Source organism: Paenibacillus sp. FSL M7-0802, assembly GCF_038004945.1.
GTDB lineage: Bacteria > Bacillota > Bacilli > Paenibacillales > Paenibacillaceae > Paenibacillus > Paenibacillus polymyxa_B.
Map to the genome: position 1 here is coordinate 294,132 of NZ_JBBOSD010000001.1, position 19,657 is coordinate 313,788.

At 46.2% G+C, this 19,657-nt stretch carries 20 protein-coding genes; 2 read left to right on the forward strand and 18 right to left on the reverse strand.

Going from position 1 to position 19,657, the window contains the following annotated elements; all coding sequences use genetic code 11:
- Nucleotides 1–197 precede the first annotated feature (197 nt).
- The 12 genes from MHB54_RS01635 to MHB54_RS01690 all read right to left on the reverse strand — a co-directional run bounded on the left by MHB54_RS01635 (nucleotide 198) and on the right by MHB54_RS01690 (nucleotide 11,968).
- Nucleotides 198–1,607, reverse strand: a complete 1,410-nt coding sequence (locus MHB54_RS01635) for a discoidin domain-containing protein (RefSeq protein ID WP_338533519.1) — start codon at nucleotides 1,605–1,607, stop codon at nucleotides 198–200.
- A gap of 371 nt (nucleotides 1,608–1,978) precedes the next feature.
- Nucleotides 1,979–2,914: a dockerin gene (locus tag MHB54_RS01640; protein ID WP_023988360.1), complete on the reverse strand. Its 936-nt coding sequence runs from the start codon at nucleotides 2,912–2,914 to the stop codon at nucleotides 1,979–1,981.
- Nucleotides 2,915–3,101: 187 nt separating this feature from the next.
- Nucleotides 3,102–4,259: an amidohydrolase gene (locus MHB54_RS01645; RefSeq protein ID WP_023988359.1), complete on the reverse strand. Its 1,158-nt coding sequence runs from the start codon at nucleotides 4,257–4,259 to the stop codon at nucleotides 3,102–3,104.
- Between the two features lie 56 nt (nucleotides 4,260–4,315).
- Complete coding sequence (locus MHB54_RS01650; protein ID WP_340981363.1) at nucleotides 4,316–5,332, reverse strand: LLM class flavin-dependent oxidoreductase; 1,017 nt, start codon at nucleotides 5,330–5,332, stop codon at nucleotides 4,316–4,318.
- 15 nt (nucleotides 5,333–5,347) lie between these two features.
- Nucleotides 5,348–6,100 carry an amino acid ABC transporter ATP-binding protein gene (locus tag MHB54_RS01655; protein ID WP_023988357.1) on the reverse strand — a complete coding sequence of 251 codons (753 nt, stop codon included), beginning with the start codon at nucleotides 6,098–6,100 and terminating at the stop codon, nucleotides 5,348–5,350.
- On the reverse strand, nucleotides 6,097–6,807 hold the full coding sequence (locus MHB54_RS01660) for an amino acid ABC transporter permease (protein ID WP_061830372.1): 711 nt from the start codon (nucleotides 6,805–6,807) through the stop codon (nucleotides 6,097–6,099). The genes MHB54_RS01655 and MHB54_RS01660 overlap by 4 nt, the downstream gene beginning before the upstream one ends.
- Entirely contained in the window at nucleotides 6,804–7,583 is a 780-nt protein-coding gene (locus MHB54_RS01665; protein WP_023988355.1) for an amino acid ABC transporter permease, read from the reverse strand. Before MHB54_RS01665 ends, MHB54_RS01660 begins: the two co-directional genes overlap by 4 nt.
- Nucleotides 7,584–7,659: 76 nt before the next feature.
- Nucleotides 7,660–8,508, reverse strand: a complete 849-nt coding sequence (locus MHB54_RS01670; RefSeq protein WP_023988354.1) for a transporter substrate-binding domain-containing protein — start codon at nucleotides 8,506–8,508, stop codon at nucleotides 7,660–7,662.
- A 160-nt stretch (nucleotides 8,509–8,668) separates the two neighbouring features.
- Complete coding sequence (locus tag MHB54_RS01675) at nucleotides 8,669–9,559, reverse strand: LysR family transcriptional regulator (protein ID WP_013310069.1); 891 nt, start codon at nucleotides 9,557–9,559, stop codon at nucleotides 8,669–8,671.
- Nucleotides 9,560–9,667: 108 nt separating this feature from the next.
- On the reverse strand, nucleotides 9,668–10,198 hold the full coding sequence (gene ssuE / locus MHB54_RS01680; RefSeq protein WP_029519116.1) for an NADPH-dependent FMN reductase: 531 nt from the start codon (nucleotides 10,196–10,198) through the stop codon (nucleotides 9,668–9,670).
- 17 nt (nucleotides 10,199–10,215) lie between these two features.
- A complete protein-coding gene (locus MHB54_RS01685) occupies nucleotides 10,216–11,556 on the reverse strand; it encodes an LLM class flavin-dependent oxidoreductase (protein WP_023988352.1) in 1,341 nt (446 codons plus the stop codon).
- Between the two features lie 142 nt (nucleotides 11,557–11,698).
- Entirely contained in the window at nucleotides 11,699–11,968 is a 270-nt protein-coding gene (locus MHB54_RS01690) for a glutaredoxin family protein (protein WP_023988351.1), read from the reverse strand.
- A 271-nt stretch (nucleotides 11,969–12,239) separates the two neighbouring features.
- Between MHB54_RS01690 and MHB54_RS01695 the strand changes: the two genes are divergently transcribed.
- Nucleotides 12,240–13,109 (forward strand): DUF421 domain-containing protein, encoded by an 870-nt coding sequence (locus MHB54_RS01695; RefSeq protein ID WP_023988350.1) that lies wholly within the window; start codon nucleotides 12,240–12,242, stop codon nucleotides 13,107–13,109.
- A gap of 87 nt (nucleotides 13,110–13,196) precedes the next feature.
- Here the strand turns inward: MHB54_RS01695 and MHB54_RS01700 are convergent, their stop codons facing one another.
- The 5 genes from MHB54_RS01700 to MHB54_RS01720 all read right to left on the reverse strand — a co-directional run bounded on the left by MHB54_RS01700 (nucleotide 13,197) and on the right by MHB54_RS01720 (nucleotide 17,392).
- Nucleotides 13,197–14,321 carry a sensor histidine kinase gene (locus MHB54_RS01700; RefSeq protein ID WP_023988349.1) on the reverse strand — a complete coding sequence of 375 codons (1,125 nt, stop codon included), beginning with the start codon at nucleotides 14,319–14,321 and terminating at the stop codon, nucleotides 13,197–13,199.
- On the reverse strand, nucleotides 14,318–14,992 hold the full coding sequence (locus tag MHB54_RS01705; protein WP_023988348.1) for a response regulator transcription factor: 675 nt from the start codon (nucleotides 14,990–14,992) through the stop codon (nucleotides 14,318–14,320). The genes MHB54_RS01700 and MHB54_RS01705 overlap by 4 nt, the downstream gene beginning before the upstream one ends.
- 61 nt (nucleotides 14,993–15,053) lie before the next feature.
- Nucleotides 15,054–15,869, reverse strand: coding sequence for an ABC transporter permease (locus tag MHB54_RS01710; protein WP_028542381.1), 816 nt, complete (start codon nucleotides 15,867–15,869; stop codon nucleotides 15,054–15,056).
- Nucleotides 15,866–16,885, reverse strand: a complete 1,020-nt coding sequence (locus MHB54_RS01715; protein WP_340981364.1) for an ATP-binding cassette domain-containing protein — start codon at nucleotides 16,883–16,885, stop codon at nucleotides 15,866–15,868. The genes MHB54_RS01710 and MHB54_RS01715 overlap by 4 nt, the downstream gene beginning before the upstream one ends.
- Before the next feature lie 177 nt (nucleotides 16,886–17,062).
- Nucleotides 17,063–17,392, reverse strand: coding sequence for an antibiotic biosynthesis monooxygenase family protein (locus MHB54_RS01720; protein ID WP_025722950.1), 330 nt, complete (start codon nucleotides 17,390–17,392; stop codon nucleotides 17,063–17,065).
- A gap of 94 nt (nucleotides 17,393–17,486) precedes the next feature.
- On the opposite strand from MHB54_RS01720, the gene MHB54_RS01725 reads away from it, so the two are divergent.
- Nucleotides 17,487–18,386: a LysR family transcriptional regulator gene (locus tag MHB54_RS01725; RefSeq protein ID WP_071558822.1), complete on the forward strand. Its 900-nt coding sequence runs from the start codon at nucleotides 17,487–17,489 to the stop codon at nucleotides 18,384–18,386.
- Between the two features lie 2 nt (nucleotides 18,387–18,388).
- Here MHB54_RS01725 and MHB54_RS01730 read toward each other — a convergent pair whose 3' ends face one another.
- Nucleotides 18,389–19,579, reverse strand: coding sequence for a GTP-binding protein (locus MHB54_RS01730; RefSeq protein WP_023988343.1), 1,191 nt, complete (start codon nucleotides 19,577–19,579; stop codon nucleotides 18,389–18,391).
- Nucleotides 19,580–19,657: the final 78 nt, after the last annotated feature.

Here is a 19,657-nt window from a genome sequence, read left to right on the forward strand (position 1 = left end):
ACACCCGTTCATTCTTAGTGATCCATTCATACGAGAATTTAGCAAAACACAGATACAAATATGAAGGAAACAAGCATCATAATCAAGACGAAAAAAAAGCCTGATCTCATCAGACTCTAACTGTTCAGCTATGAATTAAAAAAGGTTGTCTCCCACAAATATCGCAGGAGACAACCTTTGGACAAATAATATGATGCTTAAAGTTTGTTAGCTGCTACTTTCCACTCTAATATTCCTGTGGATGCTGAACCTTTGGATACCATTTCAATTCTTAATTTCGTTGTTTTTACAGGCGTAAAAGTGGTCGTATTATACTGGTCTGCCGAAGTACCCAATCCATTAGCCTGCTTGACATTGGACCAGCTACGACCATTCCAATACTTAATCTTGTAAGATTTAGGAACATCAACGCCAGCGCCATCTTTGAACCAATATACATCGGTTTGGGATATCGTATATTCTTGATCAAAATCATATTGGACCCATTGTGTACCTGTCTCAGGCCAGTTACCATATACAGCATGACTTCTATCGTTGGAATTGGCAGGTTCAAATCCATCGTTTAGCGCGCTTACATTTTCCCAAGATGAAGTATAAGAGCTGCTAGCCGTTGCCGCAGGTGCTATGTTCACGATTTCATCAGGATCTGTTTCAATTGGGCCATCGTCGTCTTTAGTCGTGATTGGGAAACGAGCCGTATCCTTTTTGATTTGACTCCAGGTATAACGCAGCATCCAAACATCCCAGTCGGTGATATGATCGGAATTGCCGGCCCACATAATGGTGTTCGTTGGGAATCCACCTGGTGGACGCTCATGTTCTTCATAAAAATCGTTTAATCCAAATCCGTGACCAATTTCATGTTCAGTAATCTCAATCTCATCAGCGTTCACCGTACTCAGAACGTATTCATCATTCATACGCTGTCCCCAGTCGCCGCCGGCCCCCCCGCCAAAATTTTCTGTGGCCCAGAGGTACATATCAAAGCGTTTATCCAATCCACCTGGATACGAATAGTTCGGGTCCGAAAAATGCTCAAATCGGGATATTTCATTAGGCGCAACTGGAAGCGCAGCAGGAATTTCCGGTTTTTCAGAAGCTAGTGTATCAGTAATGGTATCCGTATAAATGACCTCGTCAGGCTGCTTGTCCAGGAGCAGTGAAGGATCGGCAACAGCCCAGCCTACTACTTTTACTTTAATATTCTTATAGGGCCAGCCGTCATATCCTTGAAGATGATCTGTCCAATGGTTCATCTGCCGATCTATCATTTTAGCAATATCCTGGCGTTGCTTCAGTGTGACGGGCTTAGAGGATTGCCAGCGTATAACATAATTAAGAGTCCCTTTTCCCGCAAAAATTTGATCAAAAATCGTATTTTTACGAGCCGTCGAGCCTTCGGTCAACATTCTATTCTTCCAAACCCATTCCACTGAGGATTTGAGATAAGCTGGCATATCAGCTAACGTCGAATCAGCTGTTGCCGCAACCACAGAATCCCCGTTTAGATGAGAATCCGCTGATACAAAACTAGCGTTTCCCATCAGTAATGAACTAGCAATGACTACTGAAAAAGAAGCCATCATCATTCCTTTTCTGTTCAACATGTATGTACCTCCATATCCATTTGTATTATTGCAATAGTTTTCTTGAAATAACTATCTCTATCACCTCTCTTTTCGTGTTTGCGAACTAATCTAGGAGATTAAGAGTACACTATCAAATCTCCTTGTCGTTTTTTGTAAATAATCACAAATCATATTATCACTGGATTATTGCATCGTCAATATTTTCCTTAATGATTTAAATTAGTCATTTTAATCGTATCTTGGAACATATACTTGATCTTTGCATGCACAAAACTGGTATTTTATAAAATGAAAAAACCGTTTATTCACTAAATCAATTCCACCATAGAATTTGATTTTGGAACAAACAGCTCTATTTATAAGCTTTTTTCACACTACTCTAGCATTTTTTAGCGGTTAGGAAAACGAGAGGTATCCTTCTTAACCTGGCTCCAGGTATAACGCAACATCCAGGTATCCCACTCTGTTATTTTGGGGGAATTTCCGGCCCACATAATAGTTGGCACAGGAAACCCACCGGGTGGACGCTCATGTTCTTCATAGAAGTCAGGCAAGCCGAATCCATGCCCCATCTCGTGCTCTGTAATCTGGATTTCATCCGAATTCAAGGTGTTCAGGATATAATCATCAGGCATACGTTGCCCCCAATCCCCGCCGGCTCCGCCTTGAAAATTGGACGTTCCCCATAAGTACATATCAAACCGCTTGTCCAGGCCACCTGGGTAAGAATAGTTAGGGTCCATAAAATGTTCAAATCTCGATAGTGCGTTAGGAGCAACCGGAAGTTTAGCTGGAATATTCGGGTCTGTTTTACTTAAGTCATCCGTAATGGTATCCGTGTAAACGATTTCATTAGATTGTTTGTTAAGAATCTGTGATGGATTCGCAACGGCCCAGCCTACTATTTTTACTGTAATATTGTTATAAGGCCAGCCATCATACCCTTTCAACTGCTTATTCCAATTATTGATTTGGCGACTCAGCATGGAAGCCATATCTTTACGCTGCTGAAGAGTGATATTTTTAGAGGATTGCCAACGCACTACATAATTTAGCGTTCCTTTTCCCGCATAGATTTGATCAAAAATCAAATTTTTACGGTTGGTGGAGCCTTCTTTGACCATTCTATTCTTCCAAACCCATTCTACCGATGGCTTAAATTTAGCAGGTATATCAGCAGCAGCCAAATTAATATTTGTCGACGCTATATCAGAAGTGCTTTCCAAATCTGAGGCTGCTGAACCAACGTTAGCCCCGCCAACCAGTAAAGAAGCAGCCACTACTAATGAAAAAGAAGCCATGATCATTCCATTTTTCTTCGGCATTTATTTAACCTCCATACCTTTTATTTTTACGAGACATCTAAAAGGACAACGCCTACTCTCTTATTACACCCACTCTCGTTTTTGAATAAAATTACAATTTTATACTATCATTGGAATGATATAGCGTCAAACAAAAATATCCCCTCTACAAGGAGGGGATAAGTATCCATAGACTAGGCTCGCACTCCTACTCTATGGATATCAATGCCGATTCTGCCAGTGAAGCCAGTAGCTTCGCTGTTCCGGGCAACGCGCGTTCGTCCAGATCAAAGGCAGGATGATGCCATTCCTGGCTTCCCGCAGTGCCGACAAAGACAAATACACCGGGGATGTTCTTCTGATAAAACCCAAAATCCTCGCTCGCCGAGGATGGTATGGGACGAACTACGTCCAGGCCGACCGCTTCTGCCGCCTCCTCCGCGATGACGGCCAACTTACCGTCGTTCAGCACAGGCGGCGGACCCTCGATCCAGCGGATGGATGCTTTCGTGCCGAAAGCATCCGCAACGCCTTTTACGACCTGCTCGAAGCGCTCAGTCACCTGGGCGCGAACATTTTCGTCAAATGTGCGAATGGTTCCGTCCAAATGGGCGCGGTCAGGAATGATGTTCCAGGCGTTGCCACTGTGCAGCTTCGTGACGCTAATGACCGCGCTATCCAGCGGATTAACGCTCCGACTCACAATGGATTGCAGCGCCGTAATGATATGTGACGATACCACGATGGGGTCAATCCCTGCATGCGGCACTGCCGCATGTGTGCTCAGACCCTCCACCTCGATGTAAAAACCATCCGCCGCTGCCATTAGCGGACCTTCTTTGATGCCGACCGTGCCTACGGGCAGGTCCGGCTTGTTATGTAGGCCAAATATGGCCTGCACCCCTGCCAACGCACCGCTGTCCAGCACTTGGGCAGCGCCTTTGGCCTTTTCCTCAGCTGGCTGGAACACCAGCCGAACCGTGCCTTTCAGCTCCTGCTCCCGCTGCTTCAACAATACGGCTGCTCCTAACAGGGATGCGGTATGAAAATCATGCCCACAGGCATGCATCTTGCCGGGATGCACCGAAGCATAAGGCAATCCCGTCTCTTCCTGAATAGGCAACGCATCAATGTCTGCACGAAGCGCGACAGTTGGTCCCTCCTGCTGTCCGCCGATTTCCGCTACTAATCCGGTACGCAGCGGCACATCCAGAATGGTTATGTTCTGTTCTTCCAGCAGACGGCGGATAAAGGCGGTAGTTTCAACCTCCTCGTTAGATAACTCGGGATTTCGATGCAGATGGCGGCGAATGTCCACCAGCTTCTGCTCCAAAACCTGCTCCTTCGTCCCGGTTGATCCACTCATCCCTATTCCTCCTTCGTGAACCCAAAATAGTTACAATTCTCTCAGACCAACAACATCTAGGACTGCACAGGCAACCCGGCAAAAGCTTCATGCAATAACTCGAACGAGCGCACGCGCTTGTGTATATCCCTTATTCCTGTCGTAACAATTAGCTCATCGGCCTGATACTTCGCTTGAATTTCCGTCAACACAGCATAGATTTCGTCTTTATTCCCTTTGTTAATTTGCGCTTGTGTAGCTTCAATTGTATATTCTTCACCTGATTGCTTGCCGAACTCTTCTGCACTTTCCAGCGTGCCCACCGTAGCCGTCTTGCCACTGGCCAGATGAATTTTGTACAGCTTGTGCTCCCCTGCTAACTCCGCAGCTTCCTCGGAAGTGTCCGCTACGATGACTGAAAGCGCAAAAAGAGCTTTCGGCTCACGTCCACAACTATAATCGAAAGACTCCCGATACGTACGGAATGATTCCAATGCAATCTGCTCATTACTATTGATAAATTGCGAGAAAACGTAGGGCAACCCCAAACGCGCAGCAATTCCAGCACTGTCTGTACTTGTACCCAAAACGTAAATATCCGCTGGTGTTTCTGGAATCGGATTCGCCTGTAACCCGGCTAACGGTCCTTCTTCAGACGGAATCTTATGAATATAGCGACTTACTTCATCAATTTTTTCTTCGAGAGAAGGCGCGTCATGAACGTTTCGTTGTAACGCCTGTGTGGATTTCGGCAACCCGCCCGGCGCGCGTCCAATTCCCAAATCTACGCGACCCGGTGCAAGAGAGGACAGCACATTAAAGTTTTCAGCTACTTTATAAGGGCTGTAATGCTGAAGCATCACTCCACCAGAACCGACTTTAATACGTTCAGTGCGTGCCAGCAAATGGGAAATGAGTACCTCTGGCGAAGAGCCCGCAACCTGCTCGGAATCGTGATGCTCTGATACCCAGAAACGCGTAAACCCCAATTCCTCTACACGCTGTGCTAGCTTAATCGTATTACGAAGGGCCTGCGCTGCCGTTTCCCCCTCGTGTATAGGGCTTTGATCCAATACTCCGATTTTAATACTCATGTCTCCCTCTCCCGTCTAAATTGAATAGTTATATTCCGGTGTAATCCGTTTCAGGAATTGTTTGGTACGTTCCTCTTTGGGGTGGTTAAAAATGTCGTCCGGTGTGCCTTCCTCGATAATATGACCGCCATCCATAAATACCACATGATTTGAAACATCGCGCGCAAAGCCCATTTCATGTGTAACGACAATCATTGTAATGCCTTCCTTCGCAATCTTGCGGATCACCGACAGCACCTCACCCACCAATTCAGGGTCCAGCGCCGAAGTCGGCTCATCGAACAAAATCACTTCCGGGTTCAGCGCCAAGGCACGCGCTATGCCGACACGCTGCTGCTGCCCGCCGGATAGCTGGCTTGGATAATGATTCAGCTTTTCACCCAGACCGACCTTTTCCAGCACTTCAATGCTAATTTTTTTCGCTTCCTCCTGCTTGACCTTGCGGACAACGACAAGCCCTTCCATGACATTTTCCAGTGCTGTTTTATGCTTGAACAAATTGTACTGCTGGAAAACCATAGCCGTCTTTTGACGTAGAGCCAAAACATCCCTCTTCGCAGGTCGCTTGCAGTTCACTGTAAAATCGCCAATGCTGACTTCCCCATCATTCGGCTTTTCCAGATAATTAATGCAGCGTAGCAGAGTCGTTTTTCCTGAACCGCTCGGGCCTAAAATAACGACGACCTCGCCTTTGTTCACGGTCAAATCAATGCCTTTGAGCACTTCATGTTTGCCGAACGACTTCGTAATATTTTGCAGACGGATCATGATGCTCGACCTCCATTAAACACATTGATTTTTTTCTCCACCAAGCCGGATATTCGCTCAATTAATACCGTCAAGCCCCAAAATAGCAGTGCAGCCGCGATATATACCTCTAAATATTTCCAGTTGGTAGATGCCAGAATTTCAGCCTGTGCCTGGATTTCTGTGACCGAAACCGTGAAGGCCAAGGTAGAGCCATGAAGCATCCCAATAACGGAATTCGTCAGGTTTGGCAAACTCACCACGAACGCCTGCGGAAATACAATCCGTCTCAGCACTTGCCACGTCGTCATACCGACGGCATAAGCCGCCTCGATTTGTCCCTTGTTGACCGATTGAATTCCAGAACGGACGACCTCAGACATATACGCGCCACTGGTAATGGAAAACGAAATGAGTGCAAATACCATATAAGGAACATCTTTGGATTGCAGCGGCCAGCCGAAATGCTTCGCTCCCGCATCAATCAACAAAGGCAAACTGAAATAAATAAGCAGCAAATGCATCAGCATCGGTGTGCCACGGATAAAGGTGACGTAACCGTGAGAAATCTGGGACAACACAGGAACCTTATAGATTCGCGCCAGCGCCGTTATAATACCGATGACCAACCCTGCCAGTACGGAAACCACCGTAATAATTAAAGTGTTGGGCAACGCGGAGAACAACCCTAAAAAGGCAGTATATATAAAGCCAAAATCCAGACTCATATGCCTTTACCTCCTTTACTAAGACGAGGACTTCTCAGGTAGCGCACCACAAAACTTTTTCGTTTCTCGGGTTCTTTCTGTACTGCATCCCGATGCTCGTGCCGGAGAAGCGTATTTTCCAGCACCTTGAACAATTTTTGTAAAATCAGACTGATCACCAGATAGATAAGGGATAACGCGATATAGGTTTCAACAAAATGCTGGGTAGCCGACCCTAATGTCTGTGATTTCCCTGTCATCTCCATCGCTCCGATCGTAAATGCCAGCGAAGTATCCTTCAGATTGCCAATCACCAGATTGGAAAATACCGGAACCACCACAGCCAGCGCTTGCGGCATTATGATACGTGTGAAGGTCTGATAGCCTGACATGCCGACGGACTGCGCAGCCTCGATTTGTCCTCGATCTACTGCCTCTACTCCTGACCTGATAATTTCGGAAATAAAGGCTCCACTATTGAGCGCGTAGGTTGCTACGGCAAACCACAGCACATCCCATCTGGAGGAATTGATATCCACCAGCTTTAGTAGCTCTGGCAGGCCGTAATACACCAGAAACAATTGGATTAGAATAGGTGTTCCGCGAAAAAAGGAAACATACACTTGAGAAACACGTTTGAGAAATGGAATGTTATACATGCGAGGCAGCGCAACCAACAGACCAATGATAAGCCCCAATACAAGCGAGCTTGCCACAATAAACAAGGTGATGTGTAAGTAAGACAGCATTTTCGGGATAAAGCTAAAAACATAGTCAATATTGAACTCTCTGCTCATATGCCTGCCTCCTTTCTATACATCAACGGTCAGAATACATAGAGTACCCTGACCGCTGAAATGTCCAAGTCTATCCTTACTTCTTACTGCTACCTTCTTTTTTCACATCTTCCAGAGACTTAGTGAAATCCTCTCCAAGCCATTTAATGCTCAGCTTCGACAACGTACCGTCGTCCTTCACTTCCTGAATGGCTTTGTCCAGGTCATCCGCCAACCCTTGCTCATTTTTGTTCAGTACATACAGTACATCCGATTGAGTCAAAGGATCACCAACGGTTTTCAGAGCTACTTCTCCTTTTTCATCGGTGTTAAAACGGTTCGCAAAGTCTGTCGTAACGGTAGCATCTATACGGCCGCTCGTAATTTGTTGCACCGTATCATTGGCTGCACCACTCGTATAAACGATATTCAGGGCATCTCCGTGGGTTTTGTTATACTCTTTCAGCACATACGCCGCATTACTGGTTGGGCTGGTGAGTACCTTTTTCCCTTTCAAATCATCAATTGAATGAATGGTATTGTTATCCTTCGCTACAGCAACTCTGTTCAGAAAAATGCTATACGGATTTTTGTTGAACAGATACTTGGCTTCGCGCTCCGGGTTTTTTTCCATTTGATGCGATACCAGATCAATCTTGCCGGCATCGAGACTTAGCAGCAAATTTCCAAAGTCCATCGTTTTGAATTCAAATTCGTATTGAGGCAGGCGCTTGTCCAGCTCCTTAATCAGCTCCACATCAAAACCTGTTAAGTTTCCGTTTTCGTCAATAAAGCATACATTTTTGAATTGAGTACCTGTGCCTACGATAATTTTCTTCACGTCTCCACTTGAACCTGATGCGCTAGACGCGTTATCTGAGGAACCGCAGCCAGCCAACACCAGGATGATTGCCATAACAGACAATATTGCAAACCACTTTTTCATATGAATCCCCCTCATCTCTTTGTATATCAGCAGTTTGCGACATACATGGTAGCTACAACATCCAATAATTTATAATTCCTATAAGCTTAATTGGTTTTAGGATGTGATTAATTTAACACCTGGAAACCTATACGTCAATCCACCAAGCTATAGAACATTTCTATAACAAAACAGCCCCCCGGAAACCTTCTGTCAGTGCATCTGCAAAATCCGAGGTCACTGCACAGTCTTCTTTGGTCGCTATTATGCTAATCTGCATAGACACCCCAGCTACCTCTGGAACATGGATACGGAACAGTTTCTGATCTTTCACTTCACGGTTCACACAGACATCCGGCAAAAAGGCAATACCCGCTTCTTCCAATACCAGCTTTTTGGCCGTGACCACATTGTCTACCTGAAAAGCAATGTCCGGTGGCTGCTCCAGTGATTCAAAAGCGCGATGAATCCTCATCCAATCTAGTGATCCGCATTCGAAAAATACCAGTGTTTCACGTTGAATATCCTGTATGCTTGCCTTTCCTGTTTTCATAAACGGATGGCCGTCGTATACATACAGGGAAATCGGATCTTCATAAAAAGCAAGCGTACGGATAGCCGGATGCATCACTTTACGGACAAAACTAATGTCTACCTCACGGTTCAACAGTTTATGTACCAGTTGATCCGTCGTAGCCGTCACAATTTTGTAGTTAACCTCTGGATAACGGGCACGAAGCTGCTTTAATATTTCAGGAATGATGTAGTTCGACACCGATATCGTGCAGCCAATTCGAATTTGCTGAGGGGCTTTCTTACGCTGTTGGAGCTTTTGCTTCCCTTTTTGCAGCACCTGAAGCATCTGCTCCGCATAAGGAAGAAACTTTCGTCCATCCTCCGTCAGAACCGTTTGCTTGCTTTGGCGGTCGAACAGCTTGCATTCTAGCTCGCGCTCTAGCGTCTGAATCCGTGCTGTAACGGAGGGCTGGGACAAGAACAAGGCTTCTGCCGCCTTGTTAAAGCTCCCATAATGATTCACGTATACAAAGGCTTCCATATTCTCGATATTCATACGCAAGTCCCCCAGTAAGTTTTATATACATTTATCCAATATGTTAACTTGGTTTTTTTGTATCATAAAACTCACTGAACGACCTGTCAATGGAAATATTGAAAATATCTATAATTTTAATAGCTCATTTAGTTCTTTAACAGAACGTTCCAACCGTGCAACCAATTCTTCGGACAACCCGTATGCTCCATCTGGCAGACGTTCGACCCACTGATCCACTGCATACACCCCGCCAAGAATATGTCTTCCGCCCAGTGCATTAATAACCGGCTTCAAGGCATAGTCAATGACCAGCAGATGAGCCAGCGTACCTCCGATAAATAAAGGCAGGACAGGTTTCCCTCTTAGCCCCTCCTGCGGAACCAAATCCAGGAATATTTTCAATAATCCTGAATAGGACGCCTTATAGACTGGAGAAGCCACAATAACGGCATCCGCTGCTGCAATCAATGCAAGTGATGCTGTGACGTCGGGGCTGTTAAAGTTAGCTGTGACCAGATCCTCCGCCGGCAAGTCGACCACATTCAGCAGTGTGACCTCCGCTCCAGCCTGCTGCAACTGCTCCGTTGTATAGTTAATCAAGCCGTATAAACGGGATTGTGTAGACGGACTGCCTGATAGGATGACAACCTTGGACATATTTTTTCCTCCTTCTGTTATGCGTCAACCTTCACTTTAGATTTGGCTGCTGTATAGCGGTTCTCAGGAATAGGCACGCCCAGGTTTTCACGTAGTGTGCTAAATTCATAATCCTGACGGTAAATACCGCGTTCCTGCAAAATAGGCACAACCAGATTTACGAAGTCATGCAGACCCGAGGGTACATCAGAACCAATGATGAATCCGTCTGCTCCTTTTCTTTCAAACCACTCCTGCACTCGATCCGCCACCTGCTCAGCGGTTCCGATAAAAGAGGTTCTCGGCGTAGCTGAACGCAACGCAACCTCGCGTAAGGTCAAATTTTGTTCCTTGGCTACTCGTTTGATTTTATCTGTACCGCTGCGGAACGCATTGCTGCCAATACCATCAAGCTCAGGGAATGGCTCATCCAGCGGATATTGTGAGAAATCATGATGATCGAAGAAACGTCCCAAATATTTTAACGCAGCCTCAATCGTCACCAGATTAGTGATCTCTTCATACTTACGTTCCGCTTCCTCCGTCGTGCTGCCAATAATCGGCGATATGCCCGGCAAAATGACAATATCCTCTTCGGATCTACCATAGCGTACCGCACGTTCTTTCACATCACGATAAAACTGCTGCGCTTCCTCTAACGTTTCATGTCCTGTAAATACAGCATCCGCTTCCTTGGCGGCCAGGTTTTTGCCATCCTCCGAGGAACCTGCCTGAAAAATAACCGGCTGTCCCTGCTTGGATCGTCCAATGTTCAGTGGGCCCTGCACAGAGAAAAACTCACCTTTATGGTTCAATGTATGCAGCTTTTCAGGATCAAAGAATACGCCGGCTTCCTTATCACGAACGAACGCATCCTCTTCCCACGAGTCCCACAGTCCTTTGGTAACCTGTAAATATTCCTCTGCAATTTTATAGCGCTGCGGATGCGACGGGTGCTCGCCTTTGCTAAAGTTAAGGGCAGAGCCTTCCAGCGGAGAAGTTACCACATTCCAGCCTGCACGACCTCCGCTAATATGATCAATGGAAGAAAACTGGCGTGCTACCGTGAACGGTTCGCTATAGGAAGTCGACAGTGTGCCGACCAGTCCGATATGCTTCGTCACCCCAGCCAAAGCGGACAGAATCGTAATTGGTTCAAAACGGTTCAGAAAGTGGGGAATAGATTTTTCGTTAATGAACAGGCCATCTGCGATAAATACGAGGTCAAACTTTCCTTCCTCTGCCTTTTGCGCCTGCGTTTTATAAAATTCAAAGTTAACACTCGCATCCGCAGGTACTTCAGGGTGACGCCAAGTCGTCATGCTTCCCCCAACACCGTGAATAATCGCACCAAATTTAATTTGTCTATTCTTAGCCATAACTCTTCCACCTCTCTTGAACATAATTGTTATCCTACGGCTATCATTTTTTTAGGGCAGCTAGGCTGCTAATGGTTTGTAGGGCAGTCTCCGCTACTTATTTTGTATAGGCAGCGGAGTAACTGATCCTTTTCCTATTGGCCTATACTACTTGATTGTAACTTTCCAGCACTTTACCCAACTCTTCCAGATCCGGGTTGAGCAGTGCTTCATATTTATTATCCCCGCCTACCTCGACGACAGGGACATAACGAATACCATATTTGGTCTCCAGCACGTCACGCAGCGCATCATTTCCGTCCACTTGGATATTTTCATACGGCTGATTTTGGGATTCCAGGTACGATTTGATCTCTCCACAAAAATGACAGCCGGTTTTACTCCACAATACAACTTTAGGTTTGGACGACATATACATACCTCCGTGAGCTTAATGTTTATAATCCCGATGAATTAAATAAGAATTATATCTATAATGTATCCTCCCCCCTCCTTTCCGTCAATCGCTTGTGCAATAGACAATGATAATTCATCGATAGAAAATTTTAATTATATATTGTATTTCATCGCTTATTGGCAGCTTGGTTATTTAAATTTAGGGGAATTGGAGTTTAAATGTGCCTTGACGCGGATATCCTTGGAATAGTAGCGTCCTTGTGGCGAAATGAAATGAGGTTGAGCAAATGCAGGATTGGGCCGAGGTTGCTATACGCACATTAATGGCTGTCGCTATATTATTTTTAATCACCAAAATTCTTGGAAAACGTCAGGTATCCCAGCTTTCCTTGTTCGAATATATAACAGGAATCACGATAGGTAACCTGGCTGCTACCATTCCTATGGAGCGTGAATCCACCTGGTATCTAGGCCTCATAGCCTTGTCAGTATGGGTACTGACAACACTTGGCATTGAATATTTGCAAATTAAAAGCAAGAAAATCAGAGATATAACAGATGGAAGGACAACAATCCTGATCAAAGACGGCAAAATTTTAGAGGATAATCTGAGAAAAGAACGGCTCACCCTGGATGAACTCATGGAGCAGCTTCGAAGCAAAAATGTATTCAAAGTATCTGACGTGGAATTTGCTCTTATGGAAACCAGTGGCGAAGTCAATGTGTTATTAACCAAAGACAAGCAGCCTGTGACACTTAAGGATCTGAATATGCAGCAATTACCGGAGAAGGAACCAACAGCAGTCATTATGGATGGACAACTTATGGAGCAACAAATGGCATATATGGGGATCACTCAACAATGGCTGGATGCCAAGCTAAAGGAAAAGAGTCTAACGGTCAAAGATGTATTTTTCGCGCAGGTGGACCCGCAAGGAGAACTGTACATTGACCAATATAGTGACAATGTACAGCTAAACAAGGTGCAGGATTCGAATCAAACCGTGCTGACTTTGCTGGAACAATGCACAACGGAGTTGCAAAAACTCGCATCTGGTTCCAGTGAGCAACAAAGAAAACAGCTATATGAGCAATGCTCACAAAGCTTGAAAGAAGCTATACAGGAGATGCAGCCGGTAAATACATCTAAGTCCTGAGCACATACGCATATGCCATAAGAGTATAAGTATGGGAACTAAAAAGGAGCGGCCTTCAGCCGTTTGTGGCTTTGAAGACGCTCCTTTTTAAATTACTGTGCCGTTGTACATTTCACAGTTGCTGCTGCCTTTCATTACTTTCTGGCGCAGCGGCAGCATAACTGTAAATACCGTTCCTTCTCCCACCTTGCTGGATACAGAGATAGAGCCGGTATGCATCTCTGTTATTTTATAAGCAATGGAAAGTCCCAAACCACTGCCTCCTGCAGTTCGGGCCCGTGACTGGTCTGCTTTATAAAAACGTTCAAAAATGCGCTGCTGATCCTGTTCGTTGATGCCCTGTCCCGTATCCGCAATGCAGATAACCGCCTGATCACCGTTACTTGAAAGAGAAACAGATATGCTTCCACCCTGTGGTGTAAACTTAATGGCATTGTGAAGAAGATTCACCCAAACCTGGCCCATCAGATCCTCGTCCGCGTTGACCTCAACTATATCCACCTCAACAGTCATCTCGATTTTTTTAGCCTCCCATTGCGGTTCGCAGGCGAGAATAAGCGAAATCAGCTGCTTGTCCAGCCGATAAAGGGACGGACGAAACGGATGCCGCTCCGAATCCAGAATCGCCAGCTTCATGAGATTATCGCTTAGCTTGGATAGACGAATACACTCCGTCTCGATGATCGACAAATACCGGTCTCGCTGCTCACGATCCAGATTCTCATCCTTAAGCGCCTTGGCGAATCCGATTATCGAGGTCAGTGGTGAGCCGATTTCATGGGATACGTTCGAAATAAACTCCTCCCGCAGTTTTTCCATAGCCTTCAGATTTGCAGCCATATCATTGATACTGTCCACCAACTGTACATAAGGATGCGGCCTCCGATGTTTTCCGTTCCGCCCGCCGAGGTCCCAATCCAGATTAATGTGAAAGTCTCCTTGCGAAATACGTTTTAAAGCATCGATCATTTCGGTAAAAGCGTGCTGCTCTCTAGGTTGGATGAAGCGCCTTACCGTCATACTGAAAATACCGAAGAAGAAAAAGCCAAGCGTCGCATTAATAAGAAAGACGAACAAATCATGAAAAGCCCATGACATGCGCGAATAGATCGCCGCCGTAATAAAGTACGCGGCAGTCCAGCTGAGATACAGCACCACTAACACCAGCATGAGTCTCGCAAGGATATGGAGGAATCCCGGTTCCCGCTTCATTGCCTTACCTCCAGCCGATAACCCAATCCCCGGATCGTACTGATCCGGAAGGAGTGCCTTGCCTCCGGAAACCGTTCCCGAAGGCGCTTGATATGGACATCAACTGTTCTTTCGTCTCCCTCATAATCATAACCCCAGATCTGTTCGATCAACTGGTCGCGGGTAAAGGTTTTGCCAGGATAGCTGGCCAGCTTGAAGAGCAACTCAAACTCCTTGAGCGGCAGGGTAATCTCCTTCTCTCCAGCCCGACACTCAAATGTATCGCTGCGCAGGACAAGATCTCCGACAGTCACTGATTTTGAAGCCATGATACGATAACGTTTTAATAAAGCCTTCACGCGTGCGACAAGCACCATGGGGTCGAATGGTTTGACAAGATAGTCGTCCGTTCCGAGCGCGAAGCCTTTCACGATCTGTGACGTCTCGCCTTTGGCTGTAAGCATAAGCAGCGGCAGGTCGGTCTGCTCTCGCAGCTTACGGCACAGCTCCCAACCATCCATTCCCGGCATCATGATATCAAGAACAAGCAAATCGACCTTGATTTGATCAAAAATGCGCATCGCGTCCAAACCATCCACCGCCTCGACTACCTCCAGACCTTCCATTCTCAAAAAGTGTCCGACCAGTTCACGAATATGCGGATCATCATCAACGACTAATACACACGTCATTTCAATCCCCCCTAACTAACTCTGCCTTAAATCTCTCGTCCTCGTCAAGAAGACCGCCATCTTATGCTTTACGCATATAAGCACGCACCGTAAGCGGCGCGAAGATCGCCACAATGACTGTAGCGCCAAGCAGTGAGATCGCCAGTTCCTCGCCAATCGTTCCCGTATTCGCAAGCTCCCTGACTGCGTTCACAAGATGTGAAATCGGGTTGACGTTTACAAACCACTGTAGCCAACCAGGCATGGTGTCCACAGGCACAAATGCATTGGAAACAAAAGTGAGCGGAAACAGAACAATCATGGAGATGCCCTGTACACTGGAAGCAGTGCGGGCAATCACGCCAAAGAAGGCGAAAATCCAGCTGACTGCCCAGGAACACACGATGACCAAAAGCGCGGCGATAGCGACACTCAGCAGTCCTCCCTCTGGCCGATACCCCAAAATATACCCCATGGCGAAGGTAAGTACAGTCGCAATAGTATACCGGATACTGTCAGCCAGCAGAGCTCCAGCCAAAGGCGCAATGCGTGCGATTGGGAGTGACTTGAACCTGTCGAACACTCCTTTGTCCATATCCTCACGTAGTTGGACGCCGGTAACGACGGAGGTCGAGATCACCGTCTGCACGAGGATGCCTGGAATAATAACCGGCAAATAATGCTGCACGTCTCCTGAGATGGCGCCACCAAAGATATAGGTAAACATAAGGGTGAAAATGATTGGCTGGAGCGTGACATCAAACAATTGCTCGGGAGTATGCCGGATCTTCAGAATGCCCCGGTAGGCCATCGTCATGGAATTGAAAAACGCCTGCCTGAAACTCACAGACTTCTTCAATGTGCGATCAGAACCTGTCATAACAGTAGTACTCTTCATGCTCTCACCCCCTCCACAGCATGCGCTCCTTGGGACGTCTGCTGTCTGTTTACTTGTGCCCCATGACCAGTGATGGACAAAAACACCTCGTCGAGCGTCGGCTTCTGCACACTCATCTCTGCTAGACGAATCTCTCCGGTACGGAGGGCGATCAGCAGGTCCGTTACCCGATCTGCGTTGGCCATCGGAGAGATAATCTTTCCAGCTTCCACTGACACGCTGGACTTAACTGAAAGCACCTGTTCAACGATCTGAACAGCTCTCTCGATGTCCTGTTGATTTTGCACTTTGAGTTGCAGAGTCGACGCCCCCACTGCCGCTTTCAGTTCATCCACCGTACCCTCAGCGACTACCCGGCCATGATCGATCACCGCGATTCGATCAGCAAGTTGATCCGCCTCGTCGAGGTACTGGGTTGTAAGCAGTACGGTGGAACCGGTCTTGACCAAACTCCGGATCGTGTCCCACATCTGGACACGCGTGCGCGGGTCTAGTCCGGTAGTCGGCTCATCCAGGAAAATCAGCGGCGGCTTGGCAATGAGACTTGCGGCCAAATCCAGCCGACGGCGCATACCTCCGGAGAAATGCTTTAGCGGTCGTTTGGCCGCTTCGGCCAAGCCAAATTCCTCCAGCAGCTCCGCTGCCTTATGACGCGCCTCGGCACGTCCCAGTCCAAGCAGTCTGGAGAAGATGATCAGGTTCTCGGTAGCGCTAAGCGACTCATCGACCGATGCGTACTGACCTGTCACTCCGATTAACTGACGCACAACCTGCGGCTCCTTTACTGCATCGTGCCCGAAGATACGGGCTGATCCCCCATCGGGCCGCAATAACGTTGACAGCATTCGGATGGTAGTCGTTTTGCCTGCTCCAATAGGACCAAGCACACCGTAGATCGTGCCAGCACGCACGTTCAAGTCGACACCGTCAACCGCCTGCTTGTCACCAAAAGCTTTTACGAGTCCCCTTGCTTCAATGGCTAAGGTCTCTTTTCTGTCTGTATAATCCACATTCATATCCTCCCTGTACGGTTTCTACAGAGAGGATAACCCACGTTTATGAACTGAATATGAATAGAACCGTTTACGTTTTCCAAAATTGTCGACGATGCCCTTCTGACAGAGAAGCCAAAGAAGTCCCATATGGGACCTCTTTGGCTTCATGCTAAGCACTAACTTTGATATTGAACCTATTTACACTGTAAAAAAATAATCTCGTTCTACCTTGCTCACTCTTAACCCAAATGTTTTATACCACTCGGATTTCCCTTTTTCCTGCGCTACCTTGTGCAGCTCGTTATGTTTCCAATTTTTTATAGCGTCCAGAGACTCCCAATAGGAAACTGTAATGCCTACTCCATTGTGGTCACGAACACTTTCCACACCTAGAAAACCAGGCTGTTGGGCAGCCAGTTCCACCATTTTGTCTCCCATCACTCCGTACCCGCCATCTCCTTCCGTACGTTCAGAAGTAAAGATAGCCGCATAATAGGGCGGCCGAGGAGTTTTAGCAATTGAGTTCATATGTTCCTCCTAAAATAAAATTAAATAACCTTTCTTTAATTTGATTATAATCATAAATATTAAATAAAAAAAATGAATATATCTGATATGATGCATGAATATATTTCATAAAAAAATAGGAGTGAACACGAATTTGTTTAAATATAAGATTTTTCTTTGCGTAGTTGAAATGGGAAGTTTCACAAAGGCCGGGGAAGTTTTAAATCTTACACAATCAGCAATCAGCCATGCGATCTCTGGATTGGAACATGAACTAGGGCTGACTCTTCTGATCCGAGGTCGTTCAGGCATCAGATTGACCAATAACGGGGAAAGATTAATGAAGCGATTTAGAGAGATTGTACAAATGGACGAAAAGCTCTACCAAGAGGTAGCTTTAATTAAAGGATTGGAAATCGGAACCGTAAAGATCGGCACATTTTCAAGCGTCTCTATTCATTGGCTGCCGCGCATTCTAAAAAAATTCAATGAGCAGTTTCCTCTTATTGAAGTAAAACTGCTCGATGGGAACTACCATGAAATTGAGAGCTGGATAGTCAGTGGGGAAGCTGATTTCGGCTTTGTGAACCTACCCACGTTAGACACATTAGAGGCGTTGCCATTAAAAGAAGAAAGCATGCTTTGTCTACTTCCTTCCGATCATATTCTTGGAAAGCAAGCCTCAATTCGAGTAGAACAGCTCAGAGATGAGCCTTTCATTATGCCTGTTGCAGGCTGTGACACCGATGTAAGAAATATTTTTTCACAGCATAATATGTCACCTAAAATCAAATATGAATTAGAAGATGACCATGCGATTATGGCTATGGTGCAGAATGGCCTAGGCGTGAGTATTCTTCCTGAAATGATCCTGTCTCACATTCCTTACGACATCTCTATTCGACCTTTGGACGAAAGGCATTCCCGTACTATCGGTATCGCTACCGCTTCCTTAAAAAATGTTTCTCCAGCAGCTAAAAAATGTATGGACTTTATTACTGAATGGATCAACTAGCTTCAGCATGTCGGCCAAGGAAGCGGATTCTCAAAACTGGACCAGTCCATATCCATTTCGTTATCGTTCAGTAGACATTCATCTAGCTCTTCTTCCAAGTCCGATCGATTCATTCCGATACCTATCATGACGATTTCGTTCATGCGGTCGCCCCATTGTTCATCCCAATGGTCCAGAGCCTCAGGGTCGGCTGCGACGATCTCCTGCCGTTCTTCTTCTGATAACGCAGCAAGCCAGCTTCCCGCAGGGCCAAATTGAATAGATGGTCCTGCCTGGCTAATACTCGCTGCCCAATCCTGCGGGGTTGCAATCCAGGCCAAACCTTTGGCGCGAACGACCTCCTCCGGCCAGTAGTTCATAAATTCAGCCAATCTCGCAGGATGAAATGGTCTTCTACGGCGATATACAAAGGAATTGATCCCATATTCGTCCGTTTCCGGTGTATGGCTTTCAAGCTCCAACTCACGAATCCATCCAGCGGATTGACTAGCCTTGTCAAAATTGAACAGCCCTGTATTCAAAATGTCCGAAGGAGCGACCTTTCCCTTGGAAGTACGAATGATTCGGGCTTCAGGCTGTAATCTCCGCAGCACACCCTCCAGCTTGTCCAGCTCCGCAGGCTGAACCAGATCGCACTTATTCAGAATCAATACATCACAGGTTTCAATCTGGTCAATCAGCAAGTCCGAGATATCACGCGTGTCGTCTTCACCAGTAGCCTGCCTGCGATCCAGTAGCGTTTCTCCCGATTCAAAATCATGCCAGAAACGGTTCGCATCGACTACGGTCACCATGCAATCCAGTTTTGCCAGCGAAGCCAAATCAATGCCAGTTCCTTTATCAACGTATGTAAAAGTTTGAGCGATTGGCACGGGTTCACTGATGCCTGTAGATTCGATTAAAATATAATCAAAATCGCCTTGTTCCGTCAGCTTCTTGACCTCCAGCAATAAATCTTCACGCAATGTGCAGCAAATACAACCATTTGACAACTCGACCAGTTTTTCTTCTGTTCTGGACAAGCCGCCCTCTTTTTTAACCAGCTCAGCATCTATATTCACTTCACTCATGTCATTGACGATGACTGCCACTTTCATTCCGTCCCGATTGTTTAATACATGATTCAAAATCGTTGTTTTTCCTGCACCCAAATATCCGCTCAACACTGTTACCGGTATTGCTTTCTTATTCATCGCTGTTACGCTCCCTTGAATATTGGCTTTTCATTTTCATTCTTTTTTAAATCGTAATAATTACTATTAACATTAACT

What these genes read in the sequence shown, in the direction of transcription:
- MHB54_RS01635 (WP_338533519.1), bottom strand. Translation starts at nt 1,607, where the DNA reads ATGTTGAACAGAAAAGGAATGATGATGGCTTCTTTTTCAGTAGTCATT.
- MHB54_RS01640 (WP_023988360.1), bottom strand. Translation starts at nt 2,914, where the DNA reads ATGCCGAAGAAAAATGGAATGATCATGGCTTCTTTTTCATTAGTAGTG.
- MHB54_RS01645 (WP_023988359.1), bottom strand. Translation starts at nt 4,259, where the DNA reads ATGAGTGGATCAACCGGGACGAAGGAGCAGGTTTTGGAGCAGAAGCTG.
- MHB54_RS01650 (WP_340981363.1), bottom strand. Translation starts at nt 5,332, where the DNA reads ATGAGTATTAAAATCGGAGTATTGGATCAAAGCCCTATACACGAGGGG.
- MHB54_RS01655 (WP_023988357.1), bottom strand. Translation starts at nt 6,100, where the DNA reads ATGATCCGTCTGCAAAATATTACGAAGTCGTTCGGCAAACATGAAGTG.
- MHB54_RS01660 (WP_061830372.1), bottom strand. Translation starts at nt 6,807, where the DNA reads ATGAGTCTGGATTTTGGCTTTATATATACTGCCTTTTTAGGGTTGTTC.
- MHB54_RS01665 (WP_023988355.1), bottom strand. Translation starts at nt 7,583, where the DNA reads ATGAGCAGAGAGTTCAATATTGACTATGTTTTTAGCTTTATCCCGAAA.
- MHB54_RS01670 (WP_023988354.1), bottom strand. Translation starts at nt 8,508, where the DNA reads ATGAAAAAGTGGTTTGCAATATTGTCTGTTATGGCAATCATCCTGGTG.
- MHB54_RS01675 (WP_013310069.1), bottom strand. Translation starts at nt 9,559, where the DNA reads ATGAATATCGAGAATATGGAAGCCTTTGTATACGTGAATCATTATGGG.
- ssuE (WP_029519116.1), bottom strand. Translation starts at nt 10,198, where the DNA reads ATGTCCAAGGTTGTCATCCTATCAGGCAGTCCGTCTACACAATCCCGT.
- MHB54_RS01685 (WP_023988352.1), bottom strand. Translation starts at nt 11,556, where the DNA reads ATGGCTAAGAATAGACAAATTAAATTTGGTGCGATTATTCACGGTGTT.
- MHB54_RS01690 (WP_023988351.1), bottom strand. Translation starts at nt 11,968, where the DNA reads ATGTCGTCCAAACCTAAAGTTGTATTGTGGAGTAAAACCGGCTGTCAT.
- MHB54_RS01695 (WP_023988350.1), top strand. Translation starts at nt 12,240, where the DNA reads ATGCAGGATTGGGCCGAGGTTGCTATACGCACATTAATGGCTGTCGCT.
- MHB54_RS01700 (WP_023988349.1), bottom strand. Translation starts at nt 14,321, where the DNA reads ATGAAGCGGGAACCGGGATTCCTCCATATCCTTGCGAGACTCATGCTG.
- MHB54_RS01705 (WP_023988348.1), bottom strand. Translation starts at nt 14,992, where the DNA reads ATGACGTGTGTATTAGTCGTTGATGATGATCCGCATATTCGTGAACTG.
- MHB54_RS01710 (WP_028542381.1), bottom strand. Translation starts at nt 15,869, where the DNA reads ATGAAGAGTACTACTGTTATGACAGGTTCTGATCGCACATTGAAGAAG.
- MHB54_RS01715 (WP_340981364.1), bottom strand. Translation starts at nt 16,885, where the DNA reads ATGAATGTGGATTATACAGACAGAAAAGAGACCTTAGCCATTGAAGCA.
- MHB54_RS01720 (WP_025722950.1), bottom strand. Translation starts at nt 17,392, where the DNA reads ATGAACTCAATTGCTAAAACTCCTCGGCCGCCCTATTATGCGGCTATC.
- MHB54_RS01725 (WP_071558822.1), top strand. Translation starts at nt 17,487, where the DNA reads ATGAATATATTTCATAAAAAAATAGGAGTGAACACGAATTTGTTTAAA.
- MHB54_RS01730 (WP_023988343.1), bottom strand. Translation starts at nt 19,579, where the DNA reads ATGAATAAGAAAGCAATACCGGTAACAGTGTTGAGCGGATATTTGGGT.